This is a genomic window from Serratia sp. GW822-FHT06D09 (assembly GCF_058799515.1).
Genome location: NZ_JBXALO010000010.1, coordinates 71202 through 94050, shown reverse-complemented (window position 1 = coordinate 94050; position 22849 = coordinate 71202). Strand labels below are relative to the sequence as shown.

The following is a 22849-nucleotide window of genomic DNA, read 5'->3' as shown; positions in this document are numbered from 1 at the left end:
TTGGCTGTGTAATAACATCGAACCCCGGCATGCCGGGGTTTTTTATTGCCCGGCGGGCAGTGAACCAGGCAACAGTAAGGTGGATTAGCAATGCAGTTAACCGTGCGAGACATGACTCTCGATCTTTCCCATCCGCGGGTGATGGGGATCCTCAACGTGACCCCGGATTCTTTTTCTGACGGCGGCCAGCACAACCAGCTTAATCAGGCTTTGCTGCACGCGCATGCGCTGATTTCGGCCGGTGCGACCATGATTGATGTGGGCGGCGAGTCGACAAGACCGGGAGCGGCTGAGGTCAGCGAAGACGAAGAAATCGCGCGCGTAGTCCCCGTCGTTGAAGCCATTGCCCGGCGTTTTGAAGTTTTTATCTCGGTAGATACTTCGAAAGCGGGGGTGATCCGCGAGTCGGCTCAGGCCGGTGCGCACCTGATCAACGACGTTCGCTCATTGCAGGAGCCGGGCGCATTGGCCGCTGCGGCGGAAAGCGGGTTGCCAGTGTGCCTGATGCACATGCAGGGTGAGCCACGAACCATGCAGCAGGCACCGCACTACGACGATCTGATTGGCGATGTGAACGCTTTTTTTCAGCATCATATAGAACGCTGTAATGCCGCCGGTATTACAAATCAGAAATTGCTGCTCGACCCCGGGTTCGGTTTCGGTAAGAATTTAGCGCACAATTATCAGCTTCTGGCCAGATTGTCTGAGTTTCATCACTTCGGCCTGCCGCTTTTGGTGGGAATGTCGCGTAAGTCGATGATTGGGCAACTGCTGAATGTCCCCCCTGATCAGCGGGTTATCGGCAGCGTAGCCTGCGCGGTTATCGCCGCCATGCAGGGAGCGCAGATTGTCAGAGTGCATGACGTTAAAGAAACCGTCGAGGCGATGCGTGTCGTCGAGGCAACCATTTCAGCTAAGGGATGATAGAGACATGAGCGAGCGCAAATATTTTGGTACCGACGGCATTCGTGGCAAGGTCGGTGAGAGTCCTATTACCCCTGATTTCGTTCTGAAACTGGGCTGGGCGGCGGGCAAGGTGCTGGCACGCCACGGTTCTCGTAAAATTATTATCGGCAAAGACACCCGTATCTCAGGTTACATGCTTGAGTCGGCATTGGAAGCCGGTCTTGCCGCAGCGGGGCTGTCTGCTTCCTTCACGGGGCCAATGCCGACGCCGGCGGTAGCCTATTTGACGCGTACCTTCCGTGCGGAAGCCGGTATTGTGATCTCCGCTTCTCATAACCCGTTTTACGACAACGGCATTAAATTCTTCTCCATTGATGGCGCGAAGCTGCCGGATCATGTGGAAGAAGCCATTGAAGCTGAAATGGAAAAACCGCTGACCTGCGTAGAATCTTCCGAACTGGGTAAAGCGAGCCGGATCATCGATGCCGCCGGCCGTTACATCGAATTCTGTAAAGGCACCTTCCCGAGCGAACTGAGCCTGAAAGGCCTGAAAATCGTGGTGGACTGCGCCAACGGCGCGACCTATCACATTGCGCCGAGCGTGCTGCGTGAACTGGGTGCCACGGTGATTGCCATCGGCGTTGAACCGGACGGCATGAACATCAATGAAAAATGCGGTGCAACAGACGTTCGCCAACTGCAAGAGCGCGTGCTGCAGGAGAAAGCGCACGTCGGTCTGGCATTTGACGGTGACGGTGACCGGGTGATGATGGTTGATCACCTTGGCCACAAGGTCGACGGCGACCAGATCCTTTACATCATTGCCCGTGAAGGGTTGCGTCAGGGCCAACTGCGCGGTGGCGCGGTAGGCACGCTGATGAGCAACATGGGGCTCGAACTGGCACTTAAGCAACTGGGCATTCCCTTCGCTCGCGCCAAAGTCGGCGATCGCTATGTACTGGAGAAGCTGCAGGAACTGGGATGGCGCATTGGTGCGGAGAACTCCGGCCATGTAATCCTGCTGGATAAAACTACCACCGGTGACGGCATCGTTGCCGGTCTGCAGGTACTGACTGCGATGGTCCGCAACAACATGAGCCTGCACGACCTGTGCAGCGGCATGAAATTACTGCCGCAGATCCTGGTCAACGTGCGTTTTGTCGGCGAGCACAACCCGCTGGAATCGGAAGAGGTGCGTAAAATCACCGAGCAGGTCGAGGCTGAACTGGCCGGCCGCGGCCGCGTGCTGCTACGTAAATCCGGTACCGAACCGCTGATCCGCGTGATGGTGGAAGGCGAGGACGAGCAGCAAGTGACGGCATTGGCACATCGCATTGCCGACGCGGTGAAATCTGCGGGGTAACGCTTTTTTGATCGGTCCGGGGGCAACCGCTGCCCTCGGAAATCACAGCCTGCGAATTTTATTGGCGTTTTTTTCCGCAAACGCGCCGGTGGCTGCAAATTGCCCTTGCGTGGTTTGGCGCCTTTGGTTAGTATTCACACCCGCTTCAGTGGGCAGTTTGATATAACGCCTGCGACTTCTTAATAGAATTAGAAGCCTTTGGGGTGTGAAGCATTTGGCACGCGGTGAAGCCGCAAGGATACGGGTACAACTATGTACGAAGCTCTTCTGGTAATTTTCCTGCTGATCTCAATCGGGCTGGTTGCTCTGATTATGCTGCAGCAAGGTAAAGGCGCTGATATGGGAGCCTCATTCGGAGCAGGTGCTTCTGGCACATTGTTCGGTTCGAGCGGTTCCGGTAACTTCATGACCCGCATGACGGCTGTGCTGGCGACGCTGTTCTTCGTCATCAGTCTGATCCTGGGCAACCTGAGCACCAACCAGAGCAAGAAAGGCAGCGAGTGGGAAAACCTGGGTCAGCCAGTGAAGTCTGAGCAGACTACCGCGCCGGCAGCACCAACCAAGCCGAGCAGCGATATCCCGCAGTAAGCAGCACGCAGTAACAGAGTTTGAAAACGGTTGTTATTACCTCATTAAAATAACGGCCGTTAGCAGTAAGAATCAGTACCGAGGTGGTGGAATTGGTAGACACGCTACCTTGAGGTGGTAGTGCCCTAACGGGCTTGTGGGTTCGAGTCCCATCCTCGGTACCAAATCCCAGAGATAACTTGCAATTTTGCGATTATCGGCGTAATATTTGCCACGTTTTCGGACGCGGGGTGGAGCAGCCTGGTAGCTCGTCGGGCTCATAACCCGAAGGTCGTCGGTTCAAATCCGGCCCCCGCAACCACTTTCCTTTAAGTGTTTATTTTCAAATACACTTTTCGATTGAATTCCGCTTTTCTCGATCAACATTTGAAAATGACACTTGTTAGAAAGTTGCACCGAAGCCGCTTAGCGGCAAACAGGGTCCAGTTGCATAAAGCCCCGAATTTTCGGGGTTTTTTGTTATTTGGCAACAGAATCACTGGGCTATTAGGCCCTTTTTTTATGTCTTGGGGGTGGGCTTGTCCACATTAGAGCAAAAATTAACAGAGATGCTTTCGGCACCGGTAGAAGCGTTGGGCTTTGAACTTGTAGGCATCGAATTTATTCGTGCGCGCCAATCGACGCTCCGTATCTATATTGACAGTGAAAACGGCATCAATGTTGACGATTGCGCTGATGTCAGCCACCAGGTCAGCGCTGTATTGGACGTCGAAGAGCCAATCACAGTCGCTTACAACTTGGAAGTCTCCTCTCCTGGCCTTGATCGCCCGATGTTCACCGCCGAACACTATACTCGTTTCCTCGGTGATGAAGTCAGCTTGGTCCTGCGCATGGCCGTACAGAACCGTCGCAAATGGCAGGGCATTATCAAGTCTGTCGATGGCGAGATGATCACGGTTACTGTGGAAGGGAAAGATGAAGTGTTCGCGCTGAGCAATATCCAGAAAGCGAACCTGGTACCCCACTTTTAAAGTTTGGATGAGGCAACTAGGATGAATAAAGAGATTCTGGCTGTTGTTGAAGCTGTTTCCAATGAAAAATCCCTTCCGCGTGAGAAGATTTTCGAAGCGCTGGAAACCGCATTAGCCACCGCCACCAAGAAAAAATACGAGCAGGAAATCGAAGTTCGCGTCAGCATTGACCGCAAAACTGGCGATTTCGATACCTTCCGCCGTTGGGTCGCCGTAGATGAAGTGACTCAGCCAACGCGTGAAATCACGCTGGAAGCTGCGCAGTATGAAGAGCCAGGCATCGAGCTGGGCGGTTACATCGAAGATCAGATTGAATCTGTGACCTTCGACCGTATCACCACTCAAACCGCGAAGCAGGTTATCGTACAGAAAGTACGTGAAGCCGAGCGCGCTATGGTCGTTGATGCTTTCCGTCAGCACGAAGGTGAAATCGTCACCGGCGTGGTGAAGAAAGTTAACCGTGACAGCATTGCGCTGGATCTGGGCAGCAACGCCGAAGCGGTAATTGGCCGTGAAGACATGCTGCCGCGCGAAAACTTCCGTCCAGGCGACCGCATCCGCGGCATCCTGTACGCCGTTCGTCCCGAAGCCCGTGGTGCCCAGCTGTTCGTCAGCCGCTCCAGCGCCGAGATGCTGAAAGAACTGTTCCGCATCGAAGTACCGGAAATCGGCGAAGAAGTGATTGAAATTAAAGCGGCAGCCCGCGATCCAGGCTCCCGTGCGAAAATTGCAGTGAAAACCAACGACAAACGCATCGACCCGGTCGGCGCTTGCGTAGGTATGCGCGGTGCGCGCGTTCAGGCCGTTTCGAGCGAGCTCGGCGGTGAACGTATCGACATCATCCTGTGGGATGATAACCCTGCGCAGTTCGTCATCAACGCCATGGCGCCGGCAGACGTTGCCTCGATCGTGGTTGATGAAGATAATTGCACTATGGATATCGCCGTTGAAGCCAGCAATCTGGCACAGGCGATCGGCCGTAATGGCCAAAACGTGCGTTTGGCATCCCAGCTGTTAAAACAACACCGTGACGACGACCGTTGGGAACTGAACGTGATGACGGCGGACGATCTGCAGGCCAAGCACCAGGCCGAAGCTCATGCCGCCATTGATACCTTCACCAAGTATCTTGATATCGACGAAGATTTCGCCACCGTACTGGTTGAAGAAGGCTTCTCTACGCTGGAAGAATTGGCTTACGTGCCGATCAAAGAGCTGCTGGAAATCGACGGTCTGGATGAAGATATGGTTGAAGCGTTGCGCGATCGCGCCAAAGCTGCATTGACCACGCTGGCCCTGGCCCAAGAAGAAAGCCTGGGCGACCAAAAACCTGCTGACGATTTGCTCAACCTTCCGGGTCTTGAGCGCAGCATGGCCTTTAAACTGGCCGCGCGTGGGGTTTGTACGCTGGAAGATCTTGCCGAGCAGGGTGTTGACGATCTGGCTGATATTGAAGGGCTTAGCGATGAGCAAGCCGGCGAGCTGATTATGGCCGCACGTAATATCTGTTGGTTTGGCGACAACGCGTAATAAACTGTAGCAGGAAGGAACAGCATGACGACAGATGTAACCGTAAAATCGCTGGCAGCAGAGATTCAGACTCCAGTTGATCGCCTGGTACAGCAGTTTGCTGATGCAGGGATTAACAAGTCTGAGACAGACTCTGTAACCCAACATGAGAAAGAAGCCTTACTGGCGCACCTGAACCGTGAACACGGTAGCGCGCCTGGTAAGCTCACGTTGCAGCGCAAAACGCGCAGCACCTTGAATATTCCGAGCACCGGCGGTAAAAGTAAATCGGTGCAAATTGAGGTCCGCAAGAAACGCACTTATGTAAATCGCGATACGCCAGAAGCCCAACAGGCTGAAGCGGCAGAGCAGGCACAGCGTGAAGCGGAAGAGCAGGCACAGCGCGAAGCGGAAGAGCTAGCGAAACGCGAAGCAGAAGCGAAGCGCGCAGCCGAAGAGCAAGCCAAACGTGAGGCCGCGGAGATTGCTAAGCGTAATTCAGCGGAAAAAGAAAAAGTGACGAATCAACATACCGACGAAATGACCAAGCCAGCTCAGGCAGAAAAAGCACGCCGTGAAGCCGAAGCCGCTGAACTGAAACGTAAAGCGGAAGAGGAAGTACGCCGTAAGGTCGAAGAAGACGCCAAACGCGTAGCGGAAGAAGCTCGCCGCATGGCAGAAGAGAACGGTGAGAAGTGGGCCGAAGCTGAAGCAGCAAGCGCTGCGGTTGAAACAGCCGATTACCACGTGACTACCTCTCAGCACGCCCGTGCCGCTGAAGACGAAAACGACGCTAAAGTTGAAGGCGAACGCCGCAGCCGCACCCGTGGCGGTAAAGCGACCAAGCAGAAGAAAGGCAACAAGCTTTCCGAGTCTAAAGCAGACCGTGAAGAAGCGCGCGCCGTTACCCGTGGCGGTAAAGGCAAACGTAAGCCAAGCACTCTGCAGCAAGGCTTCAACAAGCCGGCTCAGGTGGTTAACCGCGACGTTATTATCGGCGAGACCATCACCGTAGCCGAACTGGCTAACAAAATGGCGGTTAAAGGCTCTCAGGTCATCAAAGCGATGATGAAGCTGGGCGCAATGGCCACCATCAACCAGGTCATCGATCAGGAAACCGCGCAGCTGGTTGCCGAAGAGATGGGCCACAAAGTTATCCTGCGTCGTGAGAACGAGCTGGAAGAAGCGCTGATGAGCGATCGTGATACCGGTGCAGCGGCTGAGCCACGTGCGCCAGTTGTGACCATCATGGGCCACGTCGACCACGGTAAAACTTCTTTGCTGGACTACATCCGCTCCACCAAGGTGGCAGCAGGCGAGGCCGGCGGTATTACCCAGCATATCGGTGCTTACCACGTAGAAACCGACAACGGCATGATCACCTTCCTGGATACCCCAGGCCACGCAGCCTTTACTTCAATGCGTGCCCGTGGTGCTCAGGCGACTGACATCGTTGTTCTGGTTGTTGCTGCCGACGACGGCGTAATGCCGCAAACCATCGAAGCTATCCAGCATGCGAAAGCAGCGCAGGTACCGTTGGTGGTTGCAGTGAACAAAATTGACAAGCCGGAAGCCGATCCGGATCGCGTTAAGCAAGAACTGTCCCAGTACGGCGTTATGCCGGAAGAGTGGGGCGGCGAAGCTCAGTTCGTTCACGTATCTGCGAAAGCCGGTACCGGTATCGACGAACTGCTGAACGCTATCCTGCTGCAGTCCGAAGTTCTCGAACTGAAAGCAGTACGCAGCGGCATGGCCAGCGGCGTAGTTATCGAATCCTTCCTGGATAAAGGTCGTGGTCCGGTTGCTACCGTGTTGGTACAGGAAGGTACGCTGAACAAAGGCGATATCGTTCTGTGTGGCTTCGAATACGGCCGCGTGCGTGCGATGCGTGACGAACTGGGTCGCGAAGTGACCTCTGCGGGTCCTTCTATTCCGGTTGAGATCCTGGGCCTGTCCAGCGTTCCTGCCGCCGGTGATGAAGCGACCGTTGTACGTGACGAGAAGAAAGCGCGTGAAGTTGCGCTGTACCGTCAAGGCAAGTTCCGCGAAGTTAAACTGGCGCGTCAGCAGAAATCCAAACTGGAAAACATGTTTGCGAACATGACCGACGGTGAAGTTTCTGAGCTGAACATCGTATTGAAATCCGACGTACAGGGTTCTTGTGAAGCCATCATGGATTCACTGTTGAAACTCTCTACCGACGAAGTGAAAGTGAAGATTGTTGGTTCTGGCGTAGGTGGTATCACTGAAACCGACGCAACGCTGGCAGCCGCTTCCAACGCCATCATCCTGGGCTTCAACGTCCGTGCCGACGCTTCCGCGCGCCGCGTGATTGAAGCAGAAAGCCTGGATCTGCGTTACTACTCCGTGATCTATAACCTGATCGACGAAGTGAAGCAGGCGATGAGCGGTATGTTGGCGCCTGAGTACAAGCAGCAGATCATCGGTCTGGCCGAAGTGCGTGACGTGTTCAAATCACCTAAATTCGGTGCTATTGCCGGTTGTATGGTTACCGAAGGTAACATCAAGCGTCACAACCCAATCCGCGTTCTGCGCGACAACGTGGTTATCTATGAAGGCGAGCTGGAATCCCTGCGTCGCTTCAAAGATGACGTTAACGAAGTCCGTAACGGCATGGAATGTGGTATCGGCGTTAAGAACTACAACGACGTGCGCGTCGGCGACATGATCGAAGTCTTCGAAATCATCGAGATCCAACGTACCATCGCTTAACGCTAGCACATCTGCTTAAGTCTTTTCTGGGGGGCCTTGTGCCCCCCGATTTGTCTGGAGAATCCATAATGGCAAAAGAATTCAGCCGCGGTCAGCGCGTGGCACAAGAGATGCAAAAAGAGATTGCTATCATTCTGCAGCGTGAAGTCAAAGATCCGCGTATCGGCATGGCTACCGTTTCTGGTGTAGAAGTTTCTCGCGATTTGGCCTATGCCAAAGTTTATGTCACCTTCCTGAACGTGTTGACCGAAAACCCGGATCCGGAACTGGTGCCAAACGGTATCAAAGCGCTGCAAGACGCTTCGGGCTACATCCGCACATTGCTGGGCAAAGCCATGCGTCTGCGTGTAGTGCCTGAGCTGACCTTCGCTTACGACAACTCTCTGGTTGAAGGCATGCGCATGTCCAACCTGGTGACCAACGTAGTGAAGAACGACGCCGAACGCCGTTCCGCATCAGGCGATGACGAGGAGGCTTAATGAGTCGCCCTCGTCGCCGCGGCCGTGATATCCACGGCGTCCTGTTGCTGGACAAACCGCAGGGCCTGTCGTCTAACGACGCCCTGCAAAAAGTAAAACGCCTCTATAACGCCAACCGCGCGGGACACACCGGCGCGCTCGACCCGCTGGCGACCGGCATGCTGCCGATTTGCCTCGGTGAGGCGACCAAGTTCTCACAGTTCCTGCTCGACTCCGACAAACGCTATCGCGTTATTGCTCGACTGGGTCAGCGCACCGATACTTCGGACGCCGACGGCCAGATTGTGCAGGAACGTCCGGTGAACTTCACCCAGGCGCAGCTCGATGCGGCGCTGGACAGCTTCCGCGGCGATATCAAGCAGGTGCCTTCGATGTATTCGGCGCTGAAGTACCAGGGCAAGAAACTCTATGAGTATGCTCGTCAAGGTATCGAAGTTCCGCGCGAAGCACGCAGCATCACCGTTTACGATCTGCAGTTTATCCGCTGGGAAGGGGACGAACTGGAGCTGGAAATTCACTGTTCGAAAGGCACCTACATCCGCACCATTACCGACGACCTCGGTGAGCTGCTGGGGTGTGGAGCACACGTGATCTACCTGCGTCGTCTGCAGGTGGCGACCTATCCGATCGAAAGGATGGTCACGCTGGAACAGCTGAACGAATTGCTGGAGCAGGCACAGGCACAGGAAGTCGCGCCAGGCGAGCTGCTCGATCCTCTGCTGATGCCGATGGACAGCCCGGTGGAGAACTACCCGGAAGTGAATTTGCTGCCGGTAGTCGCGGGATACGTTAAGCAGGGGCAGCCCGTACAGGTTGCCGGTGCGCCGGCCTCGGGCATGGTACGTATCACCGAAGGTGAAGAGCGTAAATTTATCGGCGTGGGTGATATCGCCGATGACGGTCGTGTGGCGCCGCGCCGCCTGGTCGTCGAATATTTCGACTGAGGGCAGAAAACGCACTGCCTTGCGATCGCACTGCGCTAAGGGTAGAATGGCGCAGCTTATGCATTGGGTTGCTGAATTAGAGATCGGCGCCTGTATTTATTATCTATAATCTGGAGTATTACAATGTCTCTAAGTGTTGAAGCTAAAGCTAAAATCGTAGCTGATTTCGGTCGTGGTACTAACGACAGCGGTTCTTCCGAAGTTCAGGTTGCCCTGTTGACTGCGCAGATCAACCATCTGCAAGGCCACTTCTCAGAGCACAAAAAAGATCACCACAGCCGTCGTGGTCTGCTGCGTATGGTTTCTCAGCGTCGTAAGCTGCTGGACTACCTGAAGCGTAAAGATGTAGCACGTTACACCAGCCTGATCGAGCGTCTGGGTCTGCGTCGCTAATCTAGCGAGTTTCAGTGGAAAGGGGCCTATTTGGGCCCCTTTCTTCTAGGAAGCATAAGCAAATCAGGTTAATGTATTACTGATGTTTCCAAACAGGATCTTCCATTACAGAGGTTCGCGCGGCTAATGAGAGGCTTTGTCTCAGGCTTGAGATAAGGATTGTCATTAGTCGCGAGGATGTAGTGAGAAGGCAAATCGAGCCAATGGCGTGTCGAGTCGTCAATACGATTGCGCGCCTAATCTAAGGATATAATTTTGCTGACACCGATCATTCGCAAATTCCAGTATGGCCAGCATACCGTCACTATTGAGACCGGTATGATGGCTCGTCAAGCCACCGCCGCCGTGATGGTGAGCATGGATGACACCGCCGTATTCGTTACCGTAGTTGGCCAGAAAAAAGCCAAACCAGGCCAGAGCTTCTTCCCACTGACCGTTAACTATCAGGAGCGTACCTACGCTGCTGGTCGTATCCCGGGCAGCTTCTTCCGTCGTGAAGGCCGTCCGAGCGAAGGCGAAACTCTGACTTCCCGTCTGATTGACCGTCCGATCCGTCCACTGTTCCCGGACAGCTTCCTGAACGAAGTTCAGGTGATCGCGACCGTGGTTTCCGTAAACCCGCAGGTTAACCCGGACATCGTTGCGATGATCGGTGCCTCTGCAGCCCTGAGCCTGTCCGGTATTCCGTTCAATGGCCCAATCGGTGCTGCTCGCGTGGGTTACATCAACAGCCAGTACGTGCTGAACCCAACGACTGACGAGCTGAAAGAAAGCAGCCTGGACTTGGTGGTTGCCGGTACCGCAGGCGCAGTGCTGATGGTTGAATCCGAAGCTGACGTTCTGAGCGAAGATCAAATGCTGGGCGCGGTGGTCTTTGGCCACGAGCAACAGCAGATCGTTATCGAGAACATCAATTCCCTGGTTGCCGAAGCCGGCAAGCCTAAGTGGGATTGGCAGGCACCTGCAGTCAACGAAGCGCTGCACGCGCGCGTTGCAGAACTGGCAGAAGGCCGCCTGGGCGACGCTTATCACATCACCGAAAAACAAGAGCGTTACGCTCAGGTAGATGCGATCAAGAACAGCGTTGTTGAAACCCTGCTGGCGCAGGACGAAACCCTGGACGCGTCTGAAATTCAGGACATCCTGGGCAGCGTTGAGAAAAACGTCGTTCGTAGCCGCGTGCTGCGTGGCGAGCCGCGTATCGACGGCCGTGAAAAAGACATGATCCGTGGCCTGGACGTGCGCACCGGCGTACTGCCGCGTACCCACGGTTCCGCACTGTTCACCCGTGGTGAAACTCAGGCTCTGGTTACTGCAACTCTGGGTACCGCACGTGATGCGCAGAACCTGGATGAGCTGATGGGCGAGAAGACCGACAGCTTCCTGTTCCACTACAACTTCCCTCCGTACTCCGTTGGTGAGACGGGGATGGTAGGTTCGCCTAAACGTCGTGAAATTGGTCACGGTCGCCTGGCGAAACGCGGCGTATTGGCTATGATGCCTAAAGCAGAAGATTTCCCGTACACGGTGCGTGTGGTTTCCGAAATCACCGAATCTAACGGTTCTTCTTCCATGGCTTCAGTCTGTGGCGCTTCTCTGGCGCTGATGGACGCTGGTGTGCCAATCAAAGCCGCCGTTGCGGGTATCGCAATGGGCCTGGTGAAAGAACAAGACAACTTTGTGGTTCTGTCCGACATTCTGGGTGACGAAGATCACCTGGGCGACATGGACTTCAAAGTGGCGGGTAGCCGTGACGGTATTACCGCGCTGCAGATGGACATTAAAATTGAAGGCATCACCCGCGAAATCATGCAGGTTGCACTGAACCAGGCCAAGGGCGCGCGTCTGCACATCCTGGGTGTGATGGAACAGGCTATCAGCACTCCGCGTGGCGATATCTCTCAGTTTGCACCACGTATTCACACTATCCGAATCAACCCGGACAAGATCAAAGACGTGATTGGTAAAGGCGGCTCTGTCATCCGTGCGTTGACCGAAGAGACCGGCACTACCATCGAAATCGAAGATGATGGTACAGTGAAAATCGCTGCTACCGACGGTGAGAAAGCGAAATTCGCTATTCGCCGCATCGAAGAGATCACTGCCGAGATCGAAGTGGGCCGTATTTACCAGGGTAAAGTTACCCGTATCGTTGATTTCGGCGCATTCGTGGCGATCGGTGGTGGTAAAGAAGGTCTGGTGCACATCTCTCAAATCGCAGACAAGCGCGTTGAGAAAGTGACCGACTATCTGCAGATGGGTCAGGAAGTACCGGTTAAGGTACTGGAAGTTGACCGTCAGGGCCGCGTGCGTCTGAGCATCAAAGAAGCGACCGCACCAGAAGCAGGTTCACCTGCGCCTGAAGCAGAATAACTGTATAGATAGATTTACAGCTCCCGGCCATGGGGTTGGGAGCTGTTCGTATCGCGCGGGTAGGATGCTTGCGTATTAGCAAACGGATGAAAGGATGTTCATCCAATGTTTGTCTTCGGGAGTGGGAAATGAAGCCTTTCTTGCGCTGGTGTTACGTTGCGACAGCACTCATGCTGGCAGGATGCAGCAACCATGATTGGCGTAAAGACGAAGTTTTGGCGATCCCGTTGCAGCCAACTCTGCAGCAGGAAGTGATCCTGGCGCGCATGGAACAAATACTTGCCAGCCGGGCACTGACGGACGATGAGCGTGCGCAGCTTTTATATGAGCGCGGTGTGCTGTATGATAGCCTCGGGCTACGTGCACTGGCGCGCAATGATTTCTCGCAAGCGCTGGCGATACGTCCTGATATGCCAGAAGTTTTCAACTACCTGGGCATTTACTTAACGCAGGCAGGCAATTTTGATGCTGCCTATGAAGCGTTTGATTCTGTACTAGAGCTTGATCCAACTTACAATTACGCGCGTTTAAACCGGGGCATCGCACTGTATTATGGCGGCCGCTTCCCGTTGGCGCAGGATGATCTGCAGGCGTTTTATCAAGACGACCCAAACGATCCCTTCCGTTCGTTGTGGCTTTATCTGGTGGAAAGAGAAATCGATCCCAAGAAGGCTGACGTAGCGCTCCAGCAGCGTTATGACAAAGCGAACCGAGGGCAATGGGGATGGAATATTGTCGAATTCTACCTGGGCAACATCAGTGAAAAAACGCTGATGGAAAGGCTCAAGGCAGATGCAACGGATAACACTTCGCTCGCTGAGCATCTCAGTGAAACTGACTTCTATTTAGGTAAGCATTACCTAAGTCTGGGGGACAAGGACACCGCTTCGGCGCTGTTCAAACTGACGGTCGCTAACAACGTTCATAACTTCGTTGAGCACCGCTATGCATTGTTGGAATTGGCGCTGTTAGGCCAAGAACAAGACGACCTATCGGAATCGGACCAGCAATAGCTGACGAACAACTATCAGCCTGATATACATTGGTTTTTTGCCAAAGTTATCGTCTTAACGGGCGAGGGCTTTTTTGTTCGTTTTATAATCTAATTTGAGCCGGTTCACACTTTTCAATGAAAATGACTGAAAATTTTCTCGACGAGTTATGTAGACTGGCTGCCATTATTAATGAGGCACGTGTACATGACTACTGAGCTTGAAACCTCTTTTGCTGACCTGGGGCTGTCTGCTCCGATCATTTCTGCCCTGACCGATCTGGGCTATGAAAAACCTTCACCGATCCAGGCTGAGTGTATTCCTCACCTGTTGAACGGCCGTGATGTGCTGGGCATGGCACAGACCGGTAGTGGTAAAACTGCAGCATTCTCGCTGCCACTGCTGCACAACCTTGACGCTTCCCTGAAAGCACCTCAGATCCTGGTGCTGGCACCGACCCGCGAACTGGCGGTTCAGGTTGCTGAAGCGATGACTGATTTCTCCAAACACATGCATGGCGTTAACGTCGTGGCCCTGTACGGCGGCCAGCGTTATGACGTGCAGCTGCGCGCTCTGCGTCAGGGCCCGCAAATCGTAGTAGGGACTCCAGGCCGTCTGCTGGACCACCTGAAGCGTGGCACCCTGAACCTCTCTAACCTGAGCGGTCTGGTGCTTGATGAAGCCGACGAAATGCTGCGCATGGGCTTTATCGAAGACGTAGAAACCATCATGGCAGAGATTCCGGCTGAACATCAGACCGCGCTGTTCTCCGCAACCATGCCGGAAGCGATCCGCCGCATTACCCGCCGCTTTATGAAAGAGCCGCAGGAAGTGCGCATCCAATCCAGCATCACTACCCGTCCGGACATCAGCCAGAGCTACTGGACTGTGCACGGCATGCGTAAAAACGAAGCGCTGGTGCGTTTCCTGGAAGCGGAAGACTTTGATGCGGCGATTATCTTCGTTCGTACCAAAAACGCGACCCTGGAAGTGGCTGAAGCGCTGGAGCGCAGCGGTTACAGCAGCGCAGCACTGAACGGCGACATGAACCAGGCACTGCGTGAGCAGACCCTGGAGCGCCTGAAAGATGGTCGTCTGGATATCCTGATCGCAACCGACGTTGCTGCTCGTGGCCTGGACGTTGAGCGTATCAGCCTGGTGGTAAACTATGATATCCCTATGGATTCAGAGTCTTACGTTCACCGTATCGGCCGTACCGGCCGTGCTGGTCGTGCCGGCCGTGCGCTGCTGTTCGTAGAAAACCGCGAACGCCGCCTGCTGCGCAACATCGAACGCACCATGAAGCTGACCATTCCAGAAGTTGAACTGCCAAACGCAGAACTGCTGGGTGAGCGTCGTCTGGCCAAGTTCGCCGCTAAAGTACAGCAACAGCTGGAAAGCAGCGATCTGGACATGTACCGCGCACTGCTGGCCAAACTGCAGCCGGAAGAAGAGCTGGAAATGGAAACCCTGGCCGCAGCACTGCTGAAAATGGCACAGGGCGAACGTCCTCTGATCTTGCCACCGGATCCCGTGTTCAAACCACGTCAGCGTCGTGAATTCAACGACCGTGACGACCGCGGCAGCGACCGTCGTCGTGACGCACGTCCAGACAGCCGTGATGGTGGCGCAGATCGCCCACGTCGCGAGCGCCGTGACGTTGGCGAAATGCAGCTGTACCGCATTGAAGTGGGCCGTGATGACGGCGTTGAAGTTCGCCATATCGTTGGCGCGATCGCTAACGAAGGTGACATCAGCAGCCGTTACATCGGTAACATCAAGCTGTTTGCTGGTCACTCGACCATCGAACTGCCAAAAGGCATGCCGGGCGAGATCCTGTCTCACTTCACCCGTACTCGTATCCTGAACAAGCCGATGAACATGCAACTGCTGGGCGATGCACAGCCGCATGAACGTCGTGAGCGTCGCGAAGGCGGTGCTGGTGCAGGTAACGGCGAGCGTCGTGGCGGTGGTCGTCCATTCAACGGCGAACGTCGTGAAGGGGCAAACCCAGGTCGTCGTTCTTTCGGTGATCGTCGTGAAGGCGGTGCTGCTGCACCTGCCGGCAACGGTGGCGAACGTCGTGGCGGTAACTTCAACCGTGACGGCCAACGCGCCCCACGTCGTGATGACGCCGCTCCGGCTGCACCACGTCGCCGTTTCGGTGATGCATAACATCTGATTTGACCGCTTGCGGTTAATCGGACTAAGAAACCAGCCTTCGGGCTGGTTTTTTTATGCCTGAAATTCACCGTTAAATGGCAGAAAATGGCGTATCATTTATAAGGTTTTTTCTTATGGATACTACGCACGGGAGATGCCATGAGTTGGCAGCAGTTCAAGTCTCAATACCTGGTGCGCTTTTGGGCACCTTTACCCGCGGTGATTGCCGCAGGGATCCTCTCTACCTACTACTTTGGTTTGACCGGTACCTTCTGGGCGGTAACCGGGGAATTTACCCGCTGGGGTGGCCATGTATTGCAGTGGTTCGGCCTGCACCCTGAGCAATGGGGCTACTTCAAGGTTATCGGCCTTGAGGGCACGCCGCTGCAGCGCATCGACGGCAGGATGATCATCGGCATGTTCGCTGGCTGTATCGCTGCCGCACTGTGGGCCAATAACATCAAGCTGCGCCAGCCACAGCACCGCATTCGCATTGTGCAGGCGCTTTTGGGCGGCATTATCGCCGGCTTCGGTGCCCGTCTGGCGATGGGCTGCAACCTGGCGGCGTTCTTTACCGGTATTCCTCAGTTCTCGCTGCACGCCTGGTTCTTCGCACTGGCGACCGCTGCTGGCTCCTACTTTGGCGCCAAATTTACCCTGTTGCCGATGTTCCGCATCCCGGTGAAATTACAGAAGGTAAAAGCCGCCGCCCCGTTGACGCAAAAGCCGGAGCAGGCGCGCCGCCGCTTCCGTTTGGGCATGGTGATTTTCTGTCTGTCGGTAGCCTGGTCACTTTGGACGCTGTTCGATGCGCCGAAGCTGGGTATCGCCATGCTGTTCGGTATCGGTTTTGGCCTGCTGATTGAGCGTGCGCAGATCTGCTTCACCTCAGCCTTCCGCGATTTATGGATCACCGGGCGTACCCACATGGCGAAAGCGATCATTATCGGCATGGCGGTGAGCGCCATCGGTATTTTCAGCTATGTGCAGTTGGGTGTCGCGCCGAAAATCATGTGGGCCGGCCCCAATGCGGTTCTGGGCGGCCTGCTGTTTGGTTTCGGCATCGTGCTGGCCGGCGGCTGTGAAACCGGCTGGATGTACCGTGCGGTGGAAGGACAGGTGCACTATTGGTGGGTGGGGCTGGGTAACATCATCGGCGCGACCCTGCTGGCTTACTACTGGGATGACCTGGCCCCGGCGCTGGCCACAGATTACGACAAGATCAACCTGCTGGATACTTTCGGGCCGATCGGCGGCCTGCTGGTGACTTACCTGCTGCTGGCGTTGGCGTTTGCCGCCATGCTGTGGTGGGAGAAACGTTTTTTCCGCGCCAAACCCGATGCGCAGGTGGTTAATTTGAGGAGTGTGTCATGAAGCAAGCGGCGATAGTGCCAAATTATCGGTTGGATATGCTGGGTGAACCTTGTCCGTATCCGGCAGTGGCCACGCTGGAGGCGATGCCGCAGTTGAAGCCGGGCGAGATCCTGGAAGTGATCAGCGACTGCCCGCAGTCGATCAACAACATTCCACTCGACGCGCGGAATCACGGTTACAAAGTGTTGGATATTCAGCAGGACGGGCCAACCATCCGCTATCTTATCCAGCGTTAACCGACGTGGGGCAGCGGTGTGCTGCCCCATTTTTGCATGGCGGACGTTGAGGGAAATGATTGCCCTGCGGCCCGCCGTTGACTTACCCTTTCGCCAGCGTGTCTTTTACTCCGGCGACAATCTCAAACGAATGCAACCGTGCCTGATGGTCAAAGATCTGGCCGTTAACCATGATCTCATCCGCACCGGTTTCGTTGAGCAACGTTTGCAGCCCGTGACGCACGGTATTTTCGTTACCGATGATCGACATGCGCAGTGCCTGATCAACCCCGTACTGTTCCCCGGCGGTCCATAGCGCGTGGATATTGTCCACCGGCGCCGGCAGTGGGCCTGGCGAACCACGACGCAGGTTGATGAACTGCTGCTGCATCGACGTAAACAGGAAGCGCGCATCGGCATCGCTGTCGGCGGCCACCACGTTGACGCACACCATCGCATGCGGCTGCTGGCACTGCTCGGAAGCTTTGAAGTTATCACGATACAACTTCAGCGCCTGGAACAGCATCTCCGGTGCAAAGTGAGAGGCGAAGGCGAACGGCAGGCCGAGCTGTGCCGCCAACTGCGCGCTGTACAAACTGGAACCGAGCAGCCAGAGAGGGACATGCAATCCTTGACCGGGTACCGCCTGAACCGGCTGGCCCGGTTGTGCATCGCAGAAGTAATGTTGCAGTTCCTGCACGTCGCGGGGGAAGTTATCCACCTCGCCGGACAGATGGCGGCGCAGTGCCATCATGGTGCGTTGATCGGTACCGGGTGCACGGCCGAGGCCCAAATCGATACGCCCGGGGTACAAAGACTCCAGCGTACCGAACTGCTCGGCGATCACCAGCGGCGCATGGTTAGGCAGCATCACGCCACCGGAACCAAGGCGAATGGTTTGGGTACCCGCGGCCAGATAACCCAGCAGTACCGAGGTGGCGGCACTGCCGATGCCGGTCATGTTGTGATGCTCTGCCAACCAATAGCGTTGATAACCCCATTTTTCGGCATGTTGTGCTAAATCTAAAGAAGCGTGAAACGCATCACGTGGTTTGGCCCCTTGTGGGATAGGGGATAAATCCAGTACCGAAACCGGTACCGCAGTTTTTTCAGTCATGGCATCGTCCATCAAAAGGTGATCGCTTAAAGGGCGATTGCAGAAGTCTGCAAACTACAAAGCATAATGTGCTTTTAGTGTTAAAAGCATAATCCAATTTATAGTTATAAAAGAGGATATATGTGCTCGGAATATCCTTATGAGTAAAATGGTTTTTTTGGGAGTTTATTGAGATATGGACATGATGATTTCACCTGCCGCTTATTGCTCAGGGAGCTGAGAGAATGAAAAAAAAGACGTTGTTTACCCTACTGTTGATGGTGGTGGCGATCGCCATGGCGATATTGTTCCGCGCGCATAATCAGGATTTGTTGTTGCAGGGCGAAGTGGATGCGCCTGAGGTGATTGTGGCTTCCAAGGCTAAGGGACGAGTGATTGAACGTCTGGTGGAGCGTGGGGACGACGTGCAGGCAGGGCAAGTGATGATTCATCTCGACAGCCCGGAACTGATGGCGCAACTGCGTTCCGCGCAGGCGTCGCGCGATGAGGCCAAAGCGCAGCTCGAGCAGTCGCTGCACGGCACGCGTGAAGAAAGCATCCGCAACCTGCGCGCCAACCTGGCGCAGTCCGAAGCGCAATATCGCAACGCGCAAAACGACTACAACCGCAACCTGAGCGTGGCCGGTAAAGGTTATATTTCGAAATCTGAATTGGACGCTTCACGCCGCGCGCGCGATACCGCTTTCCAACAGGTGCAGGCGGCCAAAGCCAACCTGGACGAAGGGATTAACGGCGACCGTGTCGAATTACGGCAACAGTACGCTGCGGCACTGCGAGCAGCGGAAGAAAACTTGCTGCAGGTGAAAGCCCAGACGGACGACCTGCAGGTTTTGGCCCCGGTGACCGGCGAAGTTGGGCCAATACCGGCAGAAGTGGGCGAGTTGTTGAATGCGGGTAGCCCATTGCTGACGCTGATCCGCATACCGGACGCTTATTTCGTGTTTAACCTGCGTGAAGATATTTTGGCTCACGTGCGGAAGGGCGACAAAGTCCAGATGCGGGTACCGGCACTGAAGGACAAAATGATCGAGGCGGAAGTGCGTTATATCGCCCCGCTGGGCGACTACGCCACCAAACGCGCCACCCGAGCTACCGGTGACTTCGATCTGAAAACGTTTGAAGTGCGCCTGTATCCGTCACAGCCGGTAGACGGCCTGCGCCCAGGGATGAGCAGCTTATGGCTATGGAAAGAGTAAGGGCCGGCTGGCGCTGCTTCAGCCATGCGTTTGGCAACGAGTGTCGGCTTGCCTTCCGCAGCCCGGTGGTGCATTGGTTGAGCTGGATCTTCCCGCTGATCCTGTTTGGTCTGATCAGCAGTAACTTTTCGGAAGGGACCTTGCTCGATCTGCCGGTGTCGGTAGTGGACAGCGATCACAGCCCGCTATCCAAATCGCTGACGCGCCGTCTGGATGCCGGTTCGCACGCCCACGTCGAGGCTTACCCCGGTGGGCTGCAGGAATCGCTGCATCGCTTGCGTAGCGCGCAGGATTATGCGCTGCTGTATGTGCCGCCGGATTTTGAGGCCAACGCGTTGGCTGGCAAACAGCCGAGCGTGGTGATGTACTACAATGCGCTGTTTTACGGTGCGGGGCTGTATTCCACCCAGGACTTCAGCGGCCTGATGACCGAAATCAACGCCAGCTACCGCAGCATCATCGCAGGCGAGATGGGCAAAACATTGCCGCCCCTGGCGGACGTGACGCTTTCCTACGGCAGTTTATTCAACGCCAGCGGCAGCTATATTTATTATCAACAGTTTGCCGCCACCATCCACCTGCTGCAGCTGTTCGTAGTGACCTGCATGATTTACGTGTTGGCACGCAGTAAATCCTTGTTGAAGGCGCGGCCGTTCAGCCTGGCGCTGCTCGGCAAGTTGGCGCCGTACACCTTATGTTTCACCAGCTTGCTGATGGTTGAAATTGCCGCGCTGGTGGGCATTTTTGACGCCCGCGTCAGCGGCAATCCGCTGTTCATGCTGATGATTGGTTTCTTCTACGTGATGGCGGCGCAGAGCATTGGCCTGCTGCTGTTTACCTTTACCAGCAGCACCATCACCGCCTACAGCCTGATCGCCATTTTGGTGAGTATTGCGCTGACCTTTTCGGGCATGGCGGTGCCGGAACTGTCGATGCCGCTGCCGGCGCGCATTATTTCTAATATTGAGCCGTTAACTCATGCGTTGTACGCCATGTTTGACGTATTCCTGCGGCAAGTCCCTGCCAGCGCCATCTTCAGCGTCTGTGCGTTGCTGTCGATTTATCCGCTGGTGACCGCACTGCTGGTGCGTAACCGGCTGTTGGCGCGGCTGTTAAAAGAAGGGGGGGCAGGATGAAACTTTATTGGCAAACCTTCGTCCGGGTGCTGCTCGGCATGCTGGAGCGGCCGATGTGGCTGATGTTGATCCTGTCGTTGTGCGTCATGAGCATGGTCTATGCCAACCGCACGGTATGGGATCTGCCGGTGGGCGTCATCGATCAGGATCACAGCACCGCCAGTCGCCAGCTGATCCGTCAACTGGACGCCACCTCCAAAATCGCTATTGAAACCTACGACAGTCTTGAGCAGGCGCAGCGGGATCTTGGCTGGCGCAAGCTGTTCGCGGTGATCATCATGCCGGTGGATCTGGAGAAGAAGATCCTGAGCGGCCAGAATATCGTGGTGCCGGTGTATGGCGATGCGACCAACCGCCTGGCCAACGGGCAGATCCAACAGGATGTGGTGGCGGCTTATCAGCAGTTGCTGACCCAGTACAACAACGGCCTGCTGTTACGCAGCGGTTTCAGCGAACGCCAGGCGCAGGTGATCCTGACGCCGATCGTCGGGCAAACGTTGGATGTGTTCAACCCGGGCATCAGCTTTGCGGCGATCATCTTTCCCGGCCTGCTGGTGATGCTGTTGCAGCACTCGTTGTTGATTGCCTGCGTGCGCGTCAGCATTGCCATGAAGAGTATGCCCGGGGGTAAAGCGCCGCTGGCGGCGCATCTGGGGGGGCTGACGGCGTTGCTGCCGATCTGGCTGTTCCTGTCGATCGTGCTGTTTGTGCTGTGGCCGTGGGTGCTGGGCTATCGGCAAACGGCGGGCATTGCGGAAATTCTGCTGCTGACCTTCCCGTTCTTACTGGCGGTGCTGGGGTTGGGCAAGCTGGTGACCGAGTGCCTGCGCAGCGTCGAAATGATCTACCTGACGCTGGCGTTTATTACGACGCCGATATTTTATCTTTCGGGCACCATCTGGCCGCTGCAGGCGATGCCTGGCTGGGTGCGGGCGATTTCCTACAGCATTCCCTCCACCTGGGCAACCAAGGCCGTTGCGGGGGTTAACCAGATGGGGTTGTCGCTGAACGAAGTGTGGGGGGACGTGGCGATGCTGCTGGTGCTGGGGATTGTTTACACCCTGTTGGGCTTCGGCGTAGGTTTCGTACGCAACAGCGTCGCGCTGCGCAGTATGTTCCGCAAACGGCAGGTTAATTAACGTTCCAGCAAGGGAGCCCCACCATTTCCTTGACCCTTAACAAGGTGGACAGACGCGCTGTCTCGCATAATCACGTCCGTGAATTTTCTTACTGGTGTGATTGTATGGCTTACCAACTGAACCTGAACTGGCCCGAGTTTTTAGAGAAGTATTGGCAGAAAAAACCTGTTGTTTTGAAAAATGCCTTCCCGAATTTTGTCGATCCTATCACGCCTGACGAACTGGCGGGGCTGGCGATGGAGCAGGAGGTTGACAGCCGTCTGGTGAGCAACGCAGAGGGAAAATGGCAGGCCAGCAACGGTCCGTTTGAACATTTCGATGACCTCGGTGAAACGGGTTGGTCACTGCTGGCGCAGGCGGTTAACCACTGGCATGCGCCCTCAGCCGAGCTGGTGCACCCGTTTCGCGCCTTGCCGGACTGGCGCCTGGATGATCTGATGATCTCCTTCTCGGTGCCGGGAGGCGGTGTGGGTCCGCATATCGACAACTACGATGTGTTCATCATTCAGGGGATGGGCCGCCGTCGCTGGCGCGTAGGCGACGCCTTGCCGATGCGTCAGTTCTGCCCGCACCCGGCGCTGCTGCACGTTGATCCGTTCGAGCCGATCATTGATGAAGAATTGGAACCGGGCGACATTCTGTACATCCCGCCAGGCTTCCCACATGACGGCTTTACCCACGAAACGGCGTTCAACTATTCAGTGGGCTTCCGTGGGCCAAACGGCCGCGACTTGATCAGCAGCTTTGCTGATTACGCGCTGGAAAAAGATCTGGGTGGTGCGCATTACAGCGATCCTGATTTAACCCTGCGTGAACATCCGGGCCGGGTTGAAGAATATGAGCTTGAGCGCCTGCGCTCAATGATGTTCGAAATGATCGGCCAACCGGAAGACTTTAAGCAGTGGTTTGGCCGTTTTGCCACTACGCCACGTCATGAGCTGGATATCGCTATGGCGGAACCCCCTTATGAAGCGGAAGAGGTACTGAATGCGCTGATGGGCGGTGAAACCCTGACTCGCCTGAGCGGCCTGCGTGTGCTGCAGGTCGGCGACAGCTTCTTCGTCAACAGCGAGCGTCTGAACACCGTGGACGATCGTGCGGCCGATGCGCTGTGTCGTTATACCGAGCTGGGCCAGCCGGAGCTGGGTGATGCGTTGCAAAATCCGGCCTTTGTGGCTGAGCTGACCGAACTGATCAATCAGGGATACTGGTTCTTCAAAGAGTAGTTGTCGCTGTTGGCTGACTTGCCGGGTGGCGC

The 22849-nt window shown here is 55.5% G+C and carries 20 protein-coding genes and 2 tRNA genes; 21 read left to right on the top strand and 1 reads right to left on the bottom strand.

Annotated features, from left to right (window positions below; genetic code table 11):
- The first annotated feature begins 90 nt into the window (after window positions 1–90).
- The 17 genes from folP (at window position 91) to yedF (ending at window position 17024) form a co-directional block, all read left to right on the top strand.
- A complete protein-coding gene (gene folP, locus AC1RKG_RS20845; protein WP_020824949.1) occupies window positions 91–924 on the top strand; it encodes a dihydropteroate synthase in 834 nt (277 codons plus the stop codon).
- A 7-nt stretch (window positions 925–931) separates the two neighbouring features.
- Window positions 932–2269, top strand: coding sequence for a phosphoglucosamine mutase (gene glmM, locus AC1RKG_RS20840; protein ID WP_020824950.1), 1338 nt, complete (start codon window positions 932–934; stop codon window positions 2267–2269).
- Window positions 2270–2521: 252 nt separating this feature from the next.
- Window positions 2522–2857 carry a preprotein translocase subunit SecG gene (secG, locus tag AC1RKG_RS20835; RefSeq protein WP_020824951.1) on the top strand — a complete coding sequence of 112 codons (336 nt, stop codon included), beginning with the start codon at window positions 2522–2524 and terminating at the stop codon, window positions 2855–2857.
- A 77-nt stretch (window positions 2858–2934) separates the two neighbouring features.
- Window positions 2935–3021 (top strand) — tRNA-Leu (locus tag AC1RKG_RS20830).
- Between the two features lie 60 nt (window positions 3022–3081).
- Window positions 3082–3158: transfer RNA gene (locus AC1RKG_RS20825), tRNA-Met, on the top strand.
- Window positions 3159–3375: 217 nt separating this feature from the next.
- Window positions 3376–3828 (top strand): ribosome maturation factor RimP, encoded by a 453-nt coding sequence (gene rimP, locus AC1RKG_RS20820; protein WP_071827073.1) that lies wholly within the window; start codon window positions 3376–3378, stop codon window positions 3826–3828.
- A gap of 21 nt (window positions 3829–3849) precedes the next feature.
- Window positions 3850–5358: a transcription termination factor NusA gene (gene nusA, locus AC1RKG_RS20815; protein WP_004952855.1), complete on the top strand. Its 1509-nt coding sequence runs from the start codon at window positions 3850–3852 to the stop codon at window positions 5356–5358.
- Window positions 5359–5382: 24 nt separating this feature from the next.
- Window positions 5383–8070, top strand: a complete 2688-nt coding sequence (infB, locus tag AC1RKG_RS20810; protein ID WP_020824953.1) for a translation initiation factor IF-2 — start codon at window positions 5383–5385, stop codon at window positions 8068–8070.
- Between the two features lie 68 nt (window positions 8071–8138).
- The gene (rbfA, locus tag AC1RKG_RS20805) at window positions 8139–8549 is read left to right on the top strand and encodes a 30S ribosome-binding factor RbfA (protein ID WP_020824954.1); all 411 of its coding nucleotides are present in this window, start codon (window positions 8139–8141) and stop codon (window positions 8547–8549) included.
- On the top strand, window positions 8549–9493 hold the full coding sequence (gene truB / locus AC1RKG_RS20800; protein WP_020824955.1) for a tRNA pseudouridine(55) synthase TruB: 945 nt from the start codon (window positions 8549–8551) through the stop codon (window positions 9491–9493). The genes rbfA and truB overlap by 1 nt, the downstream gene beginning before the upstream one ends.
- Before the next feature lie 123 nt (window positions 9494–9616).
- Window positions 9617–9886, top strand: a complete 270-nt coding sequence (rpsO, locus tag AC1RKG_RS20795; protein WP_012004950.1) for a 30S ribosomal protein S15 — start codon at window positions 9617–9619, stop codon at window positions 9884–9886.
- A 255-nt stretch (window positions 9887–10141) separates the two neighbouring features.
- Entirely contained in the window at window positions 10142–12259 is a 2118-nt protein-coding gene (gene pnp, locus AC1RKG_RS20790; protein ID WP_020824956.1) for a polyribonucleotide nucleotidyltransferase, read from the top strand.
- A 128-nt stretch (window positions 12260–12387) separates the two neighbouring features.
- Complete coding sequence (gene nlpI / locus AC1RKG_RS20785; protein ID WP_012004952.1) at window positions 12388–13272, top strand: lipoprotein NlpI; 885 nt, start codon at window positions 12388–12390, stop codon at window positions 13270–13272.
- 116 nt (window positions 13273–13388) lie between these two features.
- On the top strand, window positions 13389–13469 hold the full coding sequence (yrbN, locus tag AC1RKG_RS20780; RefSeq protein WP_096335046.1) for a protein YrbN: 81 nt from the start codon (window positions 13389–13391) through the stop codon (window positions 13467–13469).
- On the top strand, window positions 13459–15426 hold the full coding sequence (locus tag AC1RKG_RS20775; RefSeq protein WP_020824957.1) for a DEAD/DEAH family ATP-dependent RNA helicase: 1968 nt from the start codon (window positions 13459–13461) through the stop codon (window positions 15424–15426). Before yrbN ends, AC1RKG_RS20775 begins: the two co-directional genes overlap by 11 nt.
- Before the next feature lie 147 nt (window positions 15427–15573).
- On the top strand, window positions 15574–16788 hold the full coding sequence (yedE, locus tag AC1RKG_RS20770; RefSeq protein WP_046374648.1) for a selenium metabolism membrane protein YedE/FdhT: 1215 nt from the start codon (window positions 15574–15576) through the stop codon (window positions 16786–16788).
- Entirely contained in the window at window positions 16785–17024 is a 240-nt protein-coding gene (gene yedF, locus AC1RKG_RS20765) for a sulfurtransferase-like selenium metabolism protein YedF (protein WP_046374647.1), read from the top strand. The genes yedE and yedF overlap by 4 nt, the downstream gene beginning before the upstream one ends.
- Window positions 17025–17106: 82 nt before the next feature.
- Here yedF and AC1RKG_RS20760 read toward each other — a convergent pair whose 3' ends face one another.
- Window positions 17107–18120 (bottom strand): luciferase-like monooxygenase, encoded by a 1014-nt coding sequence (locus AC1RKG_RS20760; RefSeq protein WP_170868569.1) that lies wholly within the window; start codon window positions 18118–18120, stop codon window positions 17107–17109.
- A gap of 224 nt (window positions 18121–18344) precedes the next feature.
- Between AC1RKG_RS20760 and AC1RKG_RS20755 the strand changes: the two genes are divergently transcribed.
- The 4 genes from AC1RKG_RS20755 (at window position 18345) to AC1RKG_RS20740 (ending at window position 22817) form a co-directional block, all read left to right on the top strand.
- On the top strand, window positions 18345–19316 hold the full coding sequence (locus AC1RKG_RS20755) for an HlyD family secretion protein (protein WP_020824960.1): 972 nt from the start codon (window positions 18345–18347) through the stop codon (window positions 19314–19316).
- Window positions 19298–20452 carry an ABC transporter permease gene (locus tag AC1RKG_RS20750; protein ID WP_020824961.1) on the top strand — a complete coding sequence of 385 codons (1155 nt, stop codon included), beginning with the start codon at window positions 19298–19300 and terminating at the stop codon, window positions 20450–20452. Before AC1RKG_RS20755 ends, AC1RKG_RS20750 begins: the two co-directional genes overlap by 19 nt.
- Window positions 20449–21591, top strand: a complete 1143-nt coding sequence (locus tag AC1RKG_RS20745; protein WP_020824962.1) for an ABC transporter permease — start codon at window positions 20449–20451, stop codon at window positions 21589–21591. Before AC1RKG_RS20750 ends, AC1RKG_RS20745 begins: the two co-directional genes overlap by 4 nt.
- 104 nt (window positions 21592–21695) lie before the next feature.
- Window positions 21696–22817, top strand: coding sequence for a ribosomal protein uL16 3-hydroxylase (locus AC1RKG_RS20740; protein ID WP_410529116.1), 1122 nt, complete (start codon window positions 21696–21698; stop codon window positions 22815–22817).
- Window positions 22818–22849: the final 32 nt, after the last annotated feature.